The organism is Desulfobacterales bacterium (genome assembly GCA_028704555.1).
In the GTDB taxonomy this organism is placed as follows: Bacteria; Desulfobacterota; Desulfobacteria; order Desulfobacterales; family JAQWFD01; genus JAQWFD01.
Genome location: JAQWFD010000015.1, coordinates 12678 through 30194 on the forward strand (window position 1 = coordinate 12678; position 17517 = coordinate 30194).

Consider the following 17517-nt stretch of genomic DNA (forward strand, 5'->3'; position numbering starts at 1 on the left):
TAAAAGGACTGAGTGCTGAGGTAAGGGCCGCTTACCCCTTAACTGGCAACCGATCAGCTGCCGGTGGAACGGTTGTCAGCGTTGATTTGAAATAAGGGTCTTGCTGAGGCCCAGAAAATGAGGTTACTTATGTCGAATAAACCCTGGGGCGGTAGATTTTCTGAAAAGACAGCAAAAATTGTAGAAGCGTTTTCATCCTCCATTGATATTGATAAAAGACTGTATGCCCATGATATTGACGGGAGTGTGGCACACTGCCGCATGCTGGCGAAGCAGGGTATTATTACCGAAGCTGAATCCTCCACGCTGGTTGAGGGACTGGGGGGTATCAAAAGAGAAATTGAACGGGGGGAATTTCAGACTGACGACAGCCTTGAAGATATCCATATGCACATAGAAGCGCGCCTGCTTCGGGCAGTGGGCAAGGTCGCCCGGAAACTGCATACCGCAAGAAGCCGTAATGACCAGGTCGCGCTGGATGAGCGGATGTATTTAAGGCAGGAGAGTGGAAAGATTATCGGTCTGCTGCATACGCTTCGATCTGAAATCGTGAAACTGGCCAGAACCCATATGGGAGTTGTGATGCCGGGCTACACCCATCTTCAGCGGGCCCAGCCGGTTTTGTTTTCTCACCATATGCTGGCCTATTATGAGATGTTTTCAAGGGATACACGCCGGTTTAACGATGCCCTGGTGCGCATCAACGTTATGCCGCTCGGCAGCGCGGCGCTGGCCGGGACCACCTATCCCATCGACCGGCATTATACGGCGCAGTTACTCGATTTTCCGGAAGTATCGGCCAACAGTATCGATTCGGTTTCCGACAGAGACTTTATTATTGAGTTCATGGCTGCCGCCAGTCTGTGTATGGTTCATTTCAGCCGGTTTTCTGAAGAATTGATCCTGTGGTCATCATCCGAATTTGGTTTTATTGAACTTTCGGATGCGTTTACCACCGGCAGCAGCATCATGCCGCAGAAAAAAAATCCGGATGTCCCGGAACTGGTGCGAGGGAAAACCGGACTGGTATTCGGAAACCTGATGGCAATGCTTACGGTGATGAAATCACTTCCTCTGGCGTATAACCGGGATATGCAGGAAGATAAAAAACCGTTGTTTGATACGGTGGATACATTAAAAGCATGTATCGAAGTATATGAAAATATGCTTCCGACGATCAAGGTCAACAAACAGGTGATGCAACAGGCCACAGAAACCGGATTTATCAATGCCACCGATCTGGCCGACTATCTGGTCACCCGGGGGATGCCTTTCCGGGAAGCCCACGGCTGTTCCGGGAAGGCTGTCGGTTACGCGATTTCTCAACACAAAGAACTTCAAAACCTTTCACTGAATGAACTCAAAGCCATATCGCCTTTGTTTGAAGAGGAAGTTTTTGATATCTTAACCCTCCGGCAGATGATCGACCGGCGAAAATCTTTCGGCGGAACAGCCTCCGAAAATGTATTGGCTGCCATGCAAACAGCTGAAAACGATCTGAAGAAAGAAGAAATTCAAAGCGGAAGGGAAAAGGGCAAACCCCTGATGGCCCGATAAACGCTATGAACCCAACAAACCCCTTTAAAACAGCGGTTTTTATCCTGCTGGCAGTCAGTGCGGTGTTCCTGGTATCATGTGGTAAAAAAGGACTTCCCGTCATGCCTGGCCTCGACCCTCCCCCGGGGGTGACCGATTTAAGCTATTCTATCGATCAGGACATGTTGAAGCTGGAATGGACGGTTCCGGAGCAGTTCCACAGCGCAAAAGGCAGCTGGACCGGGTTTGTCGTATACAGATCCCGGGTGTCACTTTCCGGTGAGGTGTGTCAGGGTTGCCCGGTAATGTTCAAACCGGTGGCGGATTTACCGATCGGGACCGGAAAACCGGATAAACGTTTCGCAGGCAAAATGGTCTATTCGGAAGTGCTTGAAAAATTCTGCCAATATGTGTACAAGGTTTCACCCCGGTCAGACGGGAACGCGTCAGGCGCTGACTCCAATTATGTGGAATTTAAATATTGACGGCAGAAGAAAAAAATAATGATAACCCATAACCCACGGCTGAAGACTCACGACTCATGACTGACGACTGACGACTCACCACTGTATATCAGGATGACGAATGCATCATTTTACCTATCGAAATCGGCAATTGTATTGTGAAGATATCGCTATCAGGGACCTGGCTGAAAAGGTGGGAACGCCATTTTATCTGTATAGCCATGCGACGCTGAAACGGCATTTTGAAACCTTTGACAAGGCCTTCAAGGGCATTGACCGTCTGGTTTGTTTTTCGGCAAAGGCGAATACCAATCTGGCGGTATTATCCCTTTTCAGGGGACTTGGAAGCGGTTTGGATATCGTGTCTGGCGGAGAACTTTTCAGAGGCCTGAAGGCCGGGTTCCGTCCGGATCATATCGTTTATTCCGGTGTGGGCAAGCGCGTTGATGAGATTGATTATGCCCTGGAAACCGGCATATTGATGTTTAACGTAGAATCCCTTGAGGAGCTGTCGCTTATCAATCAGAGGGCCGGCCTTCTGGGCAGAAAAGCGCCGATTGCCATCCGGGTCAATCCCGATGTGGATCCTAAAACGCATCCGTATATTTCAACGGGTCTGAAAAAAAACAAGTTCGGCATTGACATCAAAACGTCCGTCGAAGGCTATAAGCTGGCTGCACAGATGGAACATATCGAAGTGGTCGGTATCGACTGTCACATTGGCTCTCAGATTATCGATCCTGAACCGTTTAAGGATGCCCTCAACAGTATTAAAATCCTGATGGATGCGCTTAAAGCATCAGGGATCAGCATTAAATATCTGGACATGGGGGGCGGCCTGGGAATTGTTTACGATGATGAACATCCGCTGGCTCCGGGGGATTATGCCAGCCCCTTTGTGAACGTGCTGAAAGATGTGCCGGTCAAGCTTATCCTTGAGCCGGGCAGAGTCATTGTCGGAAATGCCGGAATACTGGTAACCCGGGTGCTGTACCGGAAAACCGGCGAGTCCAGGGATTTTGTTGTGGTAGATGCCGGAATGAATGATTTGTTGCGCCCGGCCATATACAAAGCCTATCATGGCATTCAGCCGGTTGAAAAGACCGAACGCGTCGAGATTAAAGCGGATGTGGTCGGACCCATCTGTGAATCCGCTGATTTTCTGGCTCAGGACCGACGGATGACAGATGTGGCAAAAGGAGACCTGCTTGCGGTCATGAGTGCCGGGGCGTACGGGTTTACCATGGCATCGAATTACTGCTCCCGGCTTAAAGTGGCTGAGGTGATGGTCAAGGGCAGTGAATATCAGATTGTAAAGGCCCGGCAGAATTATGAGGACCTGATTGCCGGTGAGTCTGTGCCGGCGTTTATCTAAAAATAGAGATCAGAGAACTGAAACGACTCACGACTCACGACTGATAACAGATAACAGAAACAGATAACGGGCAAATGGAAAATATCACGTTTTACAAAATGAGTGGAAGCGGCAATGATTTTATTATTATTGATAACCGCGATCGGGTTGTCGATGAAACCTGCCTGACCGAGGTTATATCCAAAATTTGCCGCCGGAAGATGTCCATCGGCGCTGACGGATTCATCCTTATCGAAAGGTCCGATGCCGTTGCTTTTAAATGGCGGTTTTTTAATTCCGACGGGAGCATCGCTGAGATGTGCGGAAATGGGGCACGATGTGCCGCACGTTTTGCCTGGTTAAACGGTATCGCCGGAAAGGACATGTCGTTTGAAACCGATGCCGGAATTATTTCCGCCCGGGTCACCGATGGTCGGGTTAAGATCCGGATGACCGATCCGGTGGATCTGAAGACCGATTATTCCGTTGAATTAAAAAGCGGACCTGTGACGCTGGGCAGTGCCAATACCGGGGTCCCGCACGCCGTGATTCCCGTTGATGATCTTGATGCTGTCCAGGTAGTTCAGCGGGGCAGTGAAATTCGATATCACCAGGACTATGCCCCGGCGGGAACCAATGTAAATTTTGTCTGTCCGCGGGGAGATAACACTATTGGAATCCGGACGTACGAGCGGGGCGTGGAGGATGAAACGCTGGCCTGTGGCACAGGTTCTGTTGCCGCAGCGCTCATTATGGCATCCCGCGGCGTGATGATCTCGCCAATCGATGTCATCACCCGGAGCGGTGCCACGCTTACCGTTTATTTCAAGAAACATGACGGCAGATTTTCTGATGTTTACCTTGAAGGAGATGCCCGGCTGATATACACAGCGCAACTCTGCAAAGATGCATGGAATTACTGATGAGGAGTAGCGATGCGATGTCTGTTACATCTCAAACGTCAGGAATGAACTTTTTTGGAGATTCCCACACCGCGTATATCAGCATTGGATCAAATAGCGGAAACAAAGTTCAAAACTGCCGATACGGAATCGATAAACTGATTCAGTCCGGGTGCAATGTGCTGCTTGCACAGTCTTCGTTTTATTTGACAGAACCGGTGGATTATGCGGATCAGGAGTGGTTTTCAAATGTCGTTATCAAGATTGAAACAGCGCTGGATCCTTTCCGGCTGTTAAAACGCCTTAAAGATATTGAGCGTGATGCCGGGCGCAGGGTAGCGGCTATCCGATTCGGGCCCAGAATACTGGATATGGATATTATCTTGTTTGAGGATATGGTCATCAACACTTCCGATCTGGTAGTTCCTCATCCCAGAATGCACAAAAGGCGCTTTGTTTTGCAGCCTGTTTGTGATATAGACCCCAGTGTCATACATCCGGTATTTAACGCAGATGCAAAATATCTGCTGGATCAGCTGGATCACACCAGGCAGAGGATTATTGAGTATCCATGCGGTTAATTCTTCTCGCTTTGCTCATTTATTTGATTTATCAGGCCATTAAGCCCCGGGCACTGGCCCCGAAGGGCGGAATGGACGGGAATGATGATCCGGACAATGCCAGCTCTCGGCAGCTGGATGATGTGATGGTCAAAGATCCGTATTGCAATGTATACTTTCCGAAGCGAACCGGGATACATCTCGAATTTGAGGGGAAAAATCTGTATTTTTGCAGTAAAGCGTGCAGAGATAAATTTATCGCATTAAACGGTAAACGTGAGGGGTAGTGCGCGAACGAAAATCCGGCAGGCACTCGTTGACACGCATATGGTAGATAGAACCGGCTGCGGGAGAATATTCTGCAGGTTGAAAGAAACTCAGGAGATAGTCTGATGAAGTTTTTTATTGATACGGCGAATATAGATCAAATCAAAGAAGCACACAACATGGGTATGGTGGATGGCGTCACCACCAATCCGTCTCTGATATCCAAAGAAGGCCGTGATTTTGAAGAGATCATCAAGGACATCTGCGCAATCGTGGATGGTCCTATCAGCGCGGAAGTGATCAGCCTGGATACAGAAGGCATGATCAAAGAAGCCAGGCATCTGGCAAAAATACATACCAATATTGTCGTCAAAATTCCCATGACAATTGATGGACTCAAGGCAACGCGGCAGCTGACCGAAGAAGGTATAAAAACCAATGTTACGTTGGTTTTTTCTCCACTTCAGGCGCTGATGGCGGCAAAAGCCGGTGCAACTTATGTCAGCCCTTTTGTGGGAAGGCTGGATGATATCTCTCATGAAGGCATGTTGCTGGTTGAGCAGATTATGGAAATATATCAGAACTATGCGTTTGAAACCGAGGTGATTGTGGCCAGCATCCGTAACCCGCTTCATATTCTGGAGGCCGCCAGAATCGGTGCGCATATTGCAACAATTCCGTTTAAAATTCTCAGCAGCCTGGCTGCACATCCCTTGACAGACAAGGGCATACAAACGTTTCTTGATGACTGGAAAAAAACTCGGAAATAAAACTGCGCCCAGTATGTAAAAAATTATGTTAAATGGCAATGATATCAGAAAAAAATTATACCATCCCAACAGCCTGACGCTTTATCGTGTCGCTGCCATTCCGGGTATTGTGGCCTTGATGCTGTACCCGAATCGGACCTGTACGTTTTTGGCTGCCATTTTATTCAGTCTGGCGGCGATAACGGATTATCTGGATGGATATGTTGCCAGGCGGCACGGATTGGTATCGACATTCGGAAAGATCATGGATCCGCTGGCCGATAAGCTGCTGGTGTCATCCGCCTTTATCATGATGTCATCCTACGGATGGATACCGGCCTGGATCGTGTGTATTATTATAGGAAGAGAGCTGGCGGTAAACGGACTGCGGATCATCGTGGTTGAAAATAAAGCCGATGTCTCAGCCTCTCGGCTCGGCAAATATAAAACCGGTTTTCAGATTGCCGCCATTATACCTCTGCTGATACATTACAGCTATTTTGAGATAGATTTTCACGGTATCGGCCTGGTGTTTTTATGGGTAGCGCTGGGGTTAACCGTTTTGTCCGGGGCAGACTACTTCATAAGATTTAGAAAATTGCTTTTTTCCTGAAAAAATTATCTTGACATTTTTAAGGAGAAAAAGTATATTTTAGTTTCGTTTTCACTGAGCGGGAATAACTCAGTGGTAGAGTGCGACCTTGCCAAGGTCGAAGTCGCGGGTTCAAATCCCGTTTCCCGCTCCATTTTTTATGGCGGCATAGCCAAGTGGTAAGGCAGAGGTCTGCAAAACCTTTATTCTCCGGTTCAAATCCGGATGCCGCCTCCAAAGAAAAATTCAAGGGGTTACAGCTCATACTGTAACCCCTTTTCTGTTTTTATCCTCATGAGACAACTCTGTTTTTTATTTTAACTCTCGCTGCACCCTGCCACCCGTTTTTTTTCCTACCTGCTGCCTACGGCTTACTCCCTACTCCCTCAGCTTCATCCCTTCCCGTGGCTGCTTTGAATTCGGCGACTTTCCTGCCCATGCGTGAGGGAAGCTCCGGATTGCCCAGATTTTCTTCAATGAGCCGTTCAAAGGCGCTTCCGACCACCACGCCATCGGCAATGGCTGAGACCGATGCCACATCAGCCGGTGTGGATATTCCGAATCCGACACAGACGGGAAGGGATGTGACTGTCCGGAGGGCTTTGAGTTGATGCCGGATTTCGTTCGTGTCCAGGCCCCCACTTCCGGTAACCCCGGTTTTTGAAACCATGTACAAAAATCCGGCGCCGTCCCGGGCAATCATGCCCATTCGCTCCGGTGGCGTTGTCGGAGCAATCAGGCGGATCAGCGGCAGAGGATCTGCCGGAGCCATGGCGGTCATTTCATGGGATTCTTCCGGCGGAAGATCCACCACCAGTATCCCGTCAGCGCCGGATGATGCGGCATCTTCATAAAATGGCCGGATTCCGTACGCCAGGATGGGATTGTAATAGGTAAACAGGATGATCGGTATCTGTATGCGGTTCCGAAGCCGTCGCGTCAGGTCAAGCACGGCGCTTACATTGCCGCCGCGGGTAAGTGCCCGTGCTGAAGATCGCTGAATTACCGGCCCGTCTGCCGTAGGATCTGAAAACGGGATGCCGAGTTCAAGCACGTCGAGTCCGGCATCGCACATGGCAAGAATAATGTTGAGCGATTCAGTTGGATTCGGGTCCCCGGCTGTCACAAAACCGACCAGTGCAGAGGCGTTCTGCTTTTTAAGTTTCTCAAATGTATGTTTTAATCGTTGTGTCATGATGTGCTCCTTGATTTTTTATCAGTCGTGAGTCGTGAGTCCTTCTCATCCTTCTCATCCCTCATTTCTTCATCCCTTTTTCCAAGACAATTTCAAGATCCTTGTCGCCGCGCCCGGACAGGTTGACAACGATCTTGTAGTCGTCGGTATGCCTGGGGGCTTCGGTGACCGCACAGGCCAGCGCATGGGAGCTTTCCAGTGCCGGAATGATGCCTTCCAGAGAACACAGCATGTGAAACGCTTCCAGCGCCTGCCCGTCGGTAACCGAGACATAGGTTGCCCGTCCGCTGTCTTTTAAAAAGGCGTGCTCGGGCCCGACGCCCGGGTAATCCAGTCCTGCGGAAATGGAATGGGCTTCCATGATCTGGCCGTCCGGGTCCTGAAGCACATAGGATTTGGAACCGTGAAGTACCCCCACCGATCCTTCGCCCAGCGTGGCGGCGTGTTTTCCAGTCTCAATGCCCTTTCCGGCAGCTTCAACGCCCGTTATATCTACCGGATCATTTAAAAAGGGATAAAACAGTCCCATGGCGTTGCTGCCTCCGCCCACACAGGCAATGAGCTTATCCGGCAGGCTTCCGGTCTGCTGGATTATCTGCCGCCGGGCTTCTTCCCCGATGATTTTCTGGAAATCCCGGACCATGACCGGGTAGGGGTGAGGGCCGGCAACAGACCCGATCACATAGAAGGTGTCCCGAACTGCACCGACCCAGTACCGCATGGCCTCATTCATGGCGTCTTTCAATGTTCCGGTACCCGAGTCCACCGGGATGACCTCCGCTTTCAGAAGTTTCATCCGTTCGACATTGGGCTGCTGCCTGCGGATGTCTTCGGAGCCCATGAATACCTTGCACTCCATTCCGAAAAGAGCGGCAGCCGTTGCGGTGGCCACACCGTGCTGGCCGGCGCCGGTTTCCGCAATCAGCTTATGTTTTCCCATATGCCGGGCCAGCAGTGCCTGACCGATGGTATTGTTGATTTTATGGGCGCCGGTATGGGCCAGATCCTCCCGTTTGAGAAAAATGGAGGCGCCGTTCAGGTGCCGGCTGAGCCGTCTGGCATGAAACAGCGGGGTGGGGCGGCCTGCGTAATGTTGAAGAAGATCGCTTAATTCCGTTTGAAAATCGGCTTTGGGAGTAAGGTTGCGATAGGCCTCTTCAAGCTCAAGAATGGCCGGCATCAGGGTTTCTGCAACGTATCGTCCGCCATAGGGGCCGAAGTGGCCAAAAGAATCCGGGCGCTTTCCGGGGGATGGATGCGGCAGGTTTTGAGGGGTGTGCTGCGTTTGCATTAAAATATTCTCCTTAATGAATTAGCCTCCGGCCGGATGGCGGAAGCCTGATAAGAAAGTGCGTTCATCAGTGCGGTTATTTTTTTGTGATCCTTTTGCCCTGGCGTTGACTCGACACCGGAACTGATATCCACGGCATCCGGATGTGCGGCTGAAACTGCACGGGCAATATTATCCGGGCAGAGTCCTCCGGCCAGAATGGCGGGAAATTTTGTGGAAAAATCCTTGACGGCATTCCAGTCCCATGCGAGTGCATTGCCGCCCGGAAGCGGCCCTTTTCCGCTTTCGACCAGAAATGCCGATGCCGGATAATCTGCGGCCAGGCTGATATCGGGAACGCCATGGATGAAAAGCGCTTTGATAACCACCAGATTCTGGTGGCGAAGACGGCCCGCAAGCGCCGGGGATTCCTGCCCGTGAAGTTGGACCGCTTTCAGGCCGCAGCAATCCACCCGTCGCATGATGGCTGAAAAGGATTCGTTTACAAACACCCCGACGGTATAAACGGTTCGGGGCAGGCCGATGCAGATCCGCATCGCCCGCTCATCGCTCAGATGCCTCGGACTTTTCGGGTAAAATACCAGACCGATGGCATCGGCCCCGGCTTTGACGCAGGCAACCGCATCACGGATACGGGTGAGTCCGCATATTTTGACCTGGGGCCGGTGTAAAGTGAAAATATGTTCTGGCTGTTGAGGTTCCATATGGTATCTTTCAGGTAAAGGGTAAAGGGTAAAGGGTAAAGGGTAAAGGGTAAAGGGTAAAGGGTAAAGGGTATAGGGTTAAGAGAAAATAGTTATGCGGCCTCTTTTCTCTTAACTCAGCCCGTTTTTTTATGACAGGAGATGTTTGATAAACTCTCCGGGATCTTCGGCCCGTACGATACTTTCTCCAATCAATGCGTTGGCTATTCCGGCCTGTCGGATGTGCCGAAGGTCCTTGCGGGTGTGGATTCCGCTGGCGGCCACAGGGACCTGACCGGATTGAAGCCTGGATACCATCTGCATGCTGGTGCGGATATCGGTTTCAAATGTTTTCAGATTTCTGTTGTTAATTCCGATCAGCCGGGCGCCTGCAAGGCAAGCGGCTTCAAGATCCGTTTCGGAATGTACCTCGACCAGGGCGTCCATTCCCAGTTCATGCGTTATCCGAAGACAGTCATCAAGCTGCTTTCTGGACAGGATCCTGACGATGAGAAGCACGGCATCGGCGCCCATGAGGACGGATTCATAGAGCTGATACGTTGAAATGATAAAATCTTTTCGAAGTATCGGAAGCGTTGTCGCGTTTCTGGCGGTTTTGAGATCATTGCAGCTGCCGAGAAAAAACCGCTCTTCGGTCAGTACGGATATGGCGGAGGCGCCGGCCTGCTCGTATGCCGTTGCGTAAAATGCCGGGTCCAGATCCGGCCGTATGATTCCTTTTGAAGGCGAGGCCCGTTTGATTTCCGCGATGATACGGCTGCCGGATCCGGTGGGGTGTTGAAGCGCATTAAACAGCGACTTTTGATCATGAGTTGCGGAACAGGCCATTTGCTGAAGCTGTTTTTCCGGTAGCCGGATTTTAGCCGCCTTGATTTCCGAGAATTTATGATCGACGATTTGCTGAAGAATATCGGTGGCCATAAGTGTTATCCGTTTTTCCGGGTAAATTGAATCAGGGCGATGAGTTTTTCTGATGCAGCTCCGCTGTCAATGGATACTTCGGCCAGGCGGATACCGTCGGTTAGATTTTCGGCTTTCCCGGCGGCAACCAGCGCCGCCGAGGCATTGATCAGAACGATATCCCGTTTCGGGCCTTTTTCGCCGTTCAGGATGCGCCGGGTGATATCGGCATTTGTTTCAGGATCACCCCCCGCAAGGTCTTCGGGGGCGGCCGTTTTTCCGAAAAACGTTTCCGGATATAAATCATAGGTTCGGATCCGGTCCTGGTTCAGTTCGGATACCCGCGTGGGGGCGCAGACCGAAATTTCATCCAGACCATCATGACCGTGGACGACAAAGGCACGGCGGCTTCCGAGCAGTCGAAGCGCCCCTGCAAACATTTCCGTCAGCTGCGGATTGTATACGCCGACCAGCTGGCAGTTTGCAGCGGCCGGGTTGGTCAGCGGCCCCAGCATGTTGAAGATGCTGCGAATTCCTATATCTTTTCTGGCACCGGCGGCAAAGCGCATGGCGCTGTGATACAGCGGCGCGTATAAAAAGCCGATACCGATATCGGATACCGCCTCTTCGACCAGTTCCGGGACGGTGTCAAGTTTTACGCCCAATGCCTCGAGCAGGTCGGCGCTTCCGCAGTTGCTGGTAACCGACCGGTTTCCGTGTTTGGCCACGGTAACGCTGCATCCGGCGACCACAAAGGCAGCGGTAGTGGAGATGTTAAACGTGCCGGCCGTGTCGCCTCCGGTTCCGCAGGTATCCACAACCGTGGCGCCGGGCGTTTGAATGCGAAGTGCTTTTCTGCGCATGGCCTTTGCGGCCCCGGCAAGTTCTTCAAAGGTTTCGCCCCGGGTTGCCAGTGCCGCCATAAAAGCACCGATCCGGATATCGGAGACCCGGCCTGAAAAAATCTCATCCATCAGTTGAGACATCTGTGATTCTGATAATGTATTTCCCTGGATAATTGTGTTTAGATATCTGGTAAACATGTAAATTCTCCTTTTCGTGTATGTGAGATAAGAGGAAATGGTATATGGTGAATGGTATATGGTTAAGTTGGAACGAGGGTCATTAGTGAAGGCAAATGGTTTATCATATAGAATTGCCCTGCACCCCATACCCCATACCTATACCCTTTTCCCCGACTCATGACTGTTCTTGAGAAAATTTCTTAACAATCGTTTCCCCACCGGGGTCATGATGGATTCCGGATGGAACTGGATGCCTTCGGTGGGATGGGTTTTGTGGCGGATGCCCATGATTTCTCCGTCGTCAGACTCTGATGTGATCTCAAGGCATTGAGGCAGATGCTGCCTGCAGACCGCCAGGGAATGATACCGCATGGCCTGAAACGGTGAGCGGATACCGGCGTAGAGACCTTTTTCGTCCGATGAAATGGCGGATGTTTTTCCGTGCATCAGATGCCTGGCTGATACGACTTTTCCGCCAAAGGCGATGGCAATGGACTGATGCCCGAGACAAACGCCAAGGATCGGGATTTTGCCTGAAAAGCTCTGGATGGCAGGTATGGAAAGGCCGGCGGTCTCGGGTCGGCCCGGGCCGGGGGATACGACGATGGCCGATGGGTTCAGCCGGTGAAGATCGTCCAGGGTTGCCGCATTGTTTCGGATAACGGTCACGGATTCGCCGAGTTGTTCAATATACTGTACCAGGTTATAGGTGAAAGAATCATAGTTATCGATCATTACGATCATGATGAATGCCCCCCCCTTATCGTATCTTCTGCTGCATCAGTTCCAGCGCTTTTTCGATGGCCCTGGCCTTGTTGACGGTTTCGATCCGTTCGGTCTCAGGATCTGAATCCGCCACGATCCCGGCACCGGCCCGAACCGTAAGGCGGTTATTGCGGATGCAGGCGGTACGGATGGTGATGGCCATATCCATGTTGCCGTCAAATGATATGTAGCCGACCGCGCCTCCGTACGGGCCTCTGACGTCCTGTTCCAGTTCGGCAATCATTTCCATGGCGCGGACTTTCGGGGCTCCGCTGAGCGTGCCGGCCGGAAAAACCGCCCGAAGCAGATCCCATGCGTCGTACTCGGGTTTTAAGTGGCAGTTGATGTTGGAGACCAGATGCATCACGTGGGAGTAGCGTTCCACTACCATGAGATCAGACACCTGAACGGTCCCGGTTTCGGCAATACGCCCCAGATCATTTCTTCCCAGATCCACCAGCATCAGATGCTCGGCCCGTTCTTTTTCATCCCGCAACAGTTCATCAGCCAGGCGTCTGTCTTCTTTTTCGGTTTTTCCCCTGGGCCGGGTGCCGGCAATGGGTCTTAATGTGGCTACCGAATTTTCCAGACGGACCATGGTTTCCGGTGAAGAGCCTGCCAGTGCAATATCGCCCAGATGCATCAGATACAGATAGGGTGAAGGATTGATGTAGCGCTGTGCACGGTAAAGTTCAAAAAGATCGGGCAGCTCGTTGCAGCTGAAAGACTGGGAGATAACGGTCTGAATGACATCGCCGGCCCGGATATGGTCCTTGACGGTGGTAACCTGCTTTCGGAACTGTTCCGGCTCGAGATCAGCCTTTAATTGAAAATGTTTCGGACCCTCAGCAACGGATTGATCCGGCAATGGCTGTTTGATGATTCCGATCAGGTTTCTGATTCTGCCGGTGGCCTCTTGGTAAGCGCGTCCGGCAACCGGGTGGTCTTCCAGAAAAGCGATCGCAATCACCAGCAGGGTGTGCCGGATGTTATCGAAAACCAGCAGCACATCCGGGATGATGAAATGTGCCAGTGGCGTGTCTTCCGGTACGGTGTTGGGGATGGCTTCAAAAAATGACACCATCTCATAGGTGATATAACCGGCCAGCCCGCCCCAGAACCGTGGCAGATCCGGCATGGCCGGTCTTTTGTACCGGCCCATGATATCTTTCAGGACCGAAAGCGGATTGCCCTGGTGCGGGATCTGACGGGTCGTGCCATTTTTACGGATTTCAACAAATTCTTTAAAAATACGGATATCACAGAATGAGGAGGCACTGATAAAGCTGAAGCGTCCCCATTTTTCACCGCCTTCGGCACTTTCAAACAAAAACGCAGGCCCCTGGTCCCGGTACAATTTTTTAAACACCGATACCGGGGTTTCCATATCAGCCAGGATTTCGGCATATACCGGGACAACGTTGTATTGTCGGGACAACTGTTTGAATTGAAGCGGATCGGGAAACTGTTTTAAAAACATGGCATGACCTGTTATTTTAATGATTAAAAATAAAAAAGGGCCGTGAAATCTTCACGGCCCTTGGGGGGGTACCAATAAAAAAGGCCGTGAGCATCGGGGATGCTCACGGCCGGGTTGACTTTATTATAAGATTACATCAGACACATATGGCTCGATCGGCATTCCCATGGGTATGAGCCTGCCACCACCAGTTTTGTACCTTGGAATTTTGAGTTGTCTGATTGTAAATCATATTCTGTGCCCTCATTAATTTTTTTACAAATTTTGCCTGAAGTGTAGACCCTTGTCAAGAAATTTATTTGATAACTGTTTCGGATTGGATTACTGTAAAAAAAATGAGGACAGAGGACAACCCATACCTTAAACGCTTAACCCATTCAACCGAAAGCACTTCAATATGATTGCAGAAATTTTGTCGACCGGAGATGAAATTCGTACGGGTTCACTTGTGGATACGAATTCTGCCTATATCGCTCAGAAACTGGAAGAGACAGGTGTGGACGTGGTTCGTCACAGCTGTGTAGGGGATGATTTTGATATGTTGGTTTCCATTCTGAAGGAAATCGGCGATCGGGCTGATATTGCCATTATGACCGGAGGACTGGGCCCGACAACCGATGACCTGACATCCGAGGCAGCTGCAGCGGCCGCCGGGGTGGAACTGACGATTGACCCGGATGCGCTGGTATCCATGGAGGAATTTTTTAAAATTCGAAAAAGGCCTTTGACCGATACGAATAAGAAACAGGCCCTGCTTCCGAAAGGCGCCCGGTGTCTGGTGAACCGTGTGGGTACAGCCCCGGGATTGAGCATGAAAATCGGCCGGTGTGTATTTTTCTGTCTGCCGGGTGTCCCCCATGAAATGCGCTGGATGCTTTCCGATGCGGTCCTTCCGCAAATCGTCAAGCTCTCGGGAGCGGATCGATATGTCTATCAGGTCAGGACCATGGGGCTGTTTGGCGTGGGGGAATCGGATGCCAACCGGGAGCTTGACGGGTTTGATGAATATTTTCCGGATCTTAAACTGGGCTACCGAGCGCATTTTCCGGAGGTTCAGATAAAAGTATATGCACGCGGAAAAGATGCCGTCCGGTTGAATGCCCGTGCGGAGGCTGCCGCTGAATGGATATTTCACCGGTTAGGCAAATGGATGTATTCGCTTGACGGGGATCCCATGGAAGAAGAAATCGGAAAGCTGCTGACATCTCATAATGCCACGGTTGCAGTCGCCGAAAGCTGTACGGGGGGGCTGATTGCTCACTGGCTGACCAGTGTTCCGGGAAGTTCGAATTATTTTCTGTTTTCCGGGGTAACCTATTCCAATGAGGCCAAGATCAACGTGCTCGGTGTATCCCCCGAAACCATCAATACCTGCGGCGCTGTCCATGAACAGACCGCAAAGGAAATGGCAGAAGGGGCCCGGCGTATTTCCGGTGCAGTCTACGGCATTTCAACGACCGGTATCGCAGGCCCTGACGGAGGCAGCGAAGAAAAGCCGGTTGGCACCGTCTGCATCGGTCTGGCAACACCCCGATATGCCAAAGGGTACCGGTTTCAGTACAACTACGGAATGAGAAACATGAATAAAGAAGTATTTGCCATGAAAGCTCTGGATCTGTTGCGACGGGAGCTGGTGGGGGAAAGGGAAGAGGACTGAGGGGAAAGGACTGAGGTCGGGGGGGTAGAGAAAGTAAGGAGTAAGGAGCGTAAAAAAAGCTGCTGGCTTAGTACTATGTTTATGATGTAGAATATAAGAAATCAGGGGAAAGTTTAGAAGGTGGCATAGAGTAAAGAGTAGCGAAATATTTGGCCTCTGCCCTTCCGCACTCAGTCCCCAGCACTCAGTCCTTTTTTTACCTTCCCTACAGATTCACAACCATATCCCCCCATTTAAGGGCATCCAGGTATAAATCCGGTAGCTGATTTTCAGGGATATCCAGAATATTCGAGCAGAATGTAACGTCACTCCAATCGCCTTTTTCATAAGAGATCGCCAGTCTTAAGAAGTAGAATTCGAAACCCTGGTTTTTTATTAAAGCATCTTTCAGCTGATTGGAAAGGGGGAGATCATCCATAATGGTTTCCATCGAAATGTCTAAAATCGCATCAATAAGTGAAAACAAGCCGAGCATGAACAATTCATTCGGATTGCTGGCTGATTTGGCCGCCAGCGTCAGAAGTTCGCAGAATTTTGCCCGGATGGAGGATACTTTGACCAGCTCTTTTGGCTTGTCGTCGGAGAGTTTTCCCAGTGCCATCATAGAAATGAAACGTCTGACTTCATTTTCTCCCAGCATGATGATGGCCTGTTGAATGGATGATATTTCTGAGGTTCTCCGAAAAAAAGATGAGTTGACATAGCGAAGTAATTTGAAAGACAGGGAAACGTCGCTGGATATATAATTATCCAGTTTGCTGTAATCCACTTGCCTCTGGCTGATCTCTCCCATTATACGAATCAGGTTTATTTTAACCGGCGAGAGTTTTTTCCTTTTGATCACTTCCGGTCTGGAAAAAAAATATCCTTGAAAGTAATCAAATCCAAGTTCAATGGCCGTTTGGAATTCTTCGTATGTTTCAACCTTTTCAGCCAGAAGCTTAAGATCATACCGGGGGAGCTGATGGATATCGCTGACAATTTTATCAATAGACGACTGTCTGAAGTCAAATTTAATGATATCGGCAAGGTCAATCAGTGGTAAAAGCGTTGCGTCGTAAACAAAATCATCCAGAGCGATTGTATATCCCTGCCGTGCAATATGCTGACACGCATCGACAACAGCTTCCTCGGAATCAACGGTTTCAAGAATTTCAACCACTGTCGTTTCTTTGGGGAACAGCATGGGGGTTTTGTTGACAAGAAGATTTCTGGTAAAGTTGATAAAGGCTTGTTTCCCCCCCGTATAATCGTTGATATTGGTGGTCATGAAGGTTGTGGAAAGGAGTTCCAGTGTAGCCTCATCTCCATCGACGTCAGGGAAACTGTTTTCCATCCCTCCGCGGAACAGAAGCTCATATCCGTTTATTTTTTTGCTTTTATTGAATATGGGTTGTCGCGCAACATAAGCATACATGGAAAAGCTCCTTGCTTTTCAAGCGTATTGAGAAGTTGTCTCTGACGACAGAATCCTGCATCAGCTTCCATTGTTGTCAAATCTTTCCCGTTCTCACTGTCTGTGAATGCGGACTGCAAAGGGGAATTCCATGTACGATGAGGACCACATACCGGCCGCTGAGCCCCTGCATCCGGATGCGGCCTTATATTACGACTCATTTCCAGAAGCGTCAAGTAATATCGGGTACAGCCGTCGGAATAGATATATTCGTGACAAGCAAAAATTCTGTAAAAGTAAAAGCGTTTTTCGTTGTCAACCATTGGTGCGGAGGTGCGGGTATGCCGAATTTTGCATTCACAGTGCCTTTGAATTGAATTTGATGGTGAAGATGATCAGGGGCCGTTTCTGCTTTGAATCACAGTTCAGGCATGATATGACTTTTAAAGTCATATTATGACGTTCATGAGTTATTGCGCCCGTATCGTTACGATACAGATGCTGTCGTCAGATGTGAAAAATACTCAATTGAATAAAAACAAAATACAGGCGCGTTTTAACCTTTCTGAATCGTTGAAATAAAGAGATTTAATTTATTGATAAAGAATTTAATAAATCGTGGTTCCTTTTCGGGCGTCTGTTTTCGGTTGAGACGGCTTCCGAAAGGTCATTGGAAATAA

At 50.0% G+C, this 17517-nt stretch carries 17 protein-coding genes and 2 tRNA genes; 11 read left to right on the forward strand and 8 right to left on the reverse strand.

Features of this window, described 5'->3' with window-relative positions; translation table 11 throughout:
• Positions 1 to 129 precede the first annotated feature (129 nt).
• The 10 genes from argH to PHQ97_07350 all read left to right on the forward strand — a co-directional run bounded on the left by argH (position 130) and on the right by PHQ97_07350 (position 6661).
• Entirely contained in the window at positions 130 to 1557 is a 1428-nt protein-coding gene (gene argH, locus PHQ97_07305) for an argininosuccinate lyase (GenBank protein ID MDD4392538.1), read from the forward strand.
• 5 nt (positions 1558 to 1562) lie between these two features.
• A complete protein-coding gene (locus PHQ97_07310) occupies positions 1563 to 2021 on the forward strand; it encodes a hypothetical protein (GenBank protein MDD4392539.1) in 459 nt (152 codons plus the stop codon).
• A 100-nt stretch (positions 2022 to 2121) separates the two neighbouring features.
• On the forward strand, positions 2122 to 3375 hold the full coding sequence (gene lysA, locus PHQ97_07315; GenBank protein ID MDD4392540.1) for a diaminopimelate decarboxylase: 1254 nt from the start codon (positions 2122 to 2124) through the stop codon (positions 3373 to 3375).
• Positions 3376 to 3449: 74 nt separating this feature from the next.
• Positions 3450 to 4277 carry a diaminopimelate epimerase gene (gene dapF, locus PHQ97_07320; GenBank protein MDD4392541.1) on the forward strand — a complete coding sequence of 276 codons (828 nt, stop codon included), beginning with the start codon at positions 3450 to 3452 and terminating at the stop codon, positions 4275 to 4277.
• Between the two features lie 17 nt (positions 4278 to 4294).
• On the forward strand, positions 4295 to 4837 hold the full coding sequence (gene folK / locus PHQ97_07325; GenBank protein ID MDD4392542.1) for a 2-amino-4-hydroxy-6-hydroxymethyldihydropteridine diphosphokinase: 543 nt from the start codon (positions 4295 to 4297) through the stop codon (positions 4835 to 4837).
• Positions 4828 to 5103, forward strand: coding sequence for a YHS domain-containing protein (locus PHQ97_07330; GenBank protein ID MDD4392543.1), 276 nt, complete (start codon positions 4828 to 4830; stop codon positions 5101 to 5103). Before folK ends, PHQ97_07330 begins: the two co-directional genes overlap by 10 nt.
• Positions 5104 to 5208: 105 nt before the next feature.
• On the forward strand, positions 5209 to 5853 hold the full coding sequence (fsa, locus tag PHQ97_07335) for a fructose-6-phosphate aldolase (protein ID MDD4392544.1): 645 nt from the start codon (positions 5209 to 5211) through the stop codon (positions 5851 to 5853).
• A gap of 25 nt (positions 5854 to 5878) precedes the next feature.
• Positions 5879 to 6445: a CDP-diacylglycerol--glycerol-3-phosphate 3-phosphatidyltransferase gene (pgsA, locus tag PHQ97_07340; GenBank protein MDD4392545.1), complete on the forward strand. Its 567-nt coding sequence runs from the start codon at positions 5879 to 5881 to the stop codon at positions 6443 to 6445.
• A gap of 58 nt (positions 6446 to 6503) precedes the next feature.
• A tRNA-Gly gene (locus PHQ97_07345) sits at positions 6504 to 6578 on the forward strand.
• An 8-nt stretch (positions 6579 to 6586) separates the two neighbouring features.
• Positions 6587 to 6661 (forward strand) — tRNA-Cys (locus PHQ97_07350).
• Between the two features lie 127 nt (positions 6662 to 6788).
• Here the strand turns inward: PHQ97_07350 and trpA are convergent.
• From trpA to PHQ97_07385, 7 genes are all read right to left on the reverse strand, one after another.
• A complete protein-coding gene (trpA, locus tag PHQ97_07355; protein ID MDD4392546.1) occupies positions 6789 to 7619 on the reverse strand; it encodes a tryptophan synthase subunit alpha in 831 nt (276 codons plus the stop codon).
• A 61-nt stretch (positions 7620 to 7680) separates the two neighbouring features.
• Positions 7681 to 8910 carry a tryptophan synthase subunit beta gene (trpB, locus tag PHQ97_07360; protein ID MDD4392547.1) on the reverse strand — a complete coding sequence of 410 codons (1230 nt, stop codon included), beginning with the start codon at positions 8908 to 8910 and terminating at the stop codon, positions 7681 to 7683.
• Positions 8910 to 9614, reverse strand: a complete 705-nt coding sequence (locus PHQ97_07365; protein ID MDD4392548.1) for a phosphoribosylanthranilate isomerase — start codon at positions 9612 to 9614, stop codon at positions 8910 to 8912. The genes trpB and PHQ97_07365 overlap by 1 nt, the downstream gene beginning before the upstream one ends.
• A 129-nt stretch (positions 9615 to 9743) precedes the next feature.
• On the reverse strand, positions 9744 to 10535 hold the full coding sequence (gene trpC / locus PHQ97_07370) for an indole-3-glycerol phosphate synthase TrpC (GenBank protein MDD4392549.1): 792 nt from the start codon (positions 10533 to 10535) through the stop codon (positions 9744 to 9746).
• A 5-nt stretch (positions 10536 to 10540) separates the two neighbouring features.
• Positions 10541 to 11557: an anthranilate phosphoribosyltransferase gene (gene trpD, locus PHQ97_07375; protein ID MDD4392550.1), complete on the reverse strand. Its 1017-nt coding sequence runs from the start codon at positions 11555 to 11557 to the stop codon at positions 10541 to 10543.
• A 138-nt stretch (positions 11558 to 11695) separates the two neighbouring features.
• Positions 11696 to 12283 (reverse strand): aminodeoxychorismate/anthranilate synthase component II, encoded by a 588-nt coding sequence (locus PHQ97_07380; GenBank protein ID MDD4392551.1) that lies wholly within the window; start codon positions 12281 to 12283, stop codon positions 11696 to 11698.
• Positions 12284 to 12299: 16 nt separating this feature from the next.
• Positions 12300 to 13784: an anthranilate synthase component I family protein gene (locus PHQ97_07385; GenBank protein ID MDD4392552.1), complete on the reverse strand. Its 1485-nt coding sequence runs from the start codon at positions 13782 to 13784 to the stop codon at positions 12300 to 12302.
• A 397-nt stretch (positions 13785 to 14181) separates the two neighbouring features.
• Here PHQ97_07385 and PHQ97_07390 point away from each other — a divergent pair, with 397 nt between their 5' ends.
• A complete protein-coding gene (locus PHQ97_07390) occupies positions 14182 to 15441 on the forward strand; it encodes a competence/damage-inducible protein A (GenBank protein ID MDD4392553.1) in 1260 nt (419 codons plus the stop codon).
• A gap of 205 nt (positions 15442 to 15646) precedes the next feature.
• On the opposite strand, the gene PHQ97_07395 is transcribed toward PHQ97_07390, so the two are convergent.
• Positions 15647 to 16858: an HDOD domain-containing protein gene (locus tag PHQ97_07395; GenBank protein ID MDD4392554.1), complete on the reverse strand. Its 1212-nt coding sequence runs from the start codon at positions 16856 to 16858 to the stop codon at positions 15647 to 15649.
• Positions 16859 to 17517: the final 659 nt, after the last annotated feature.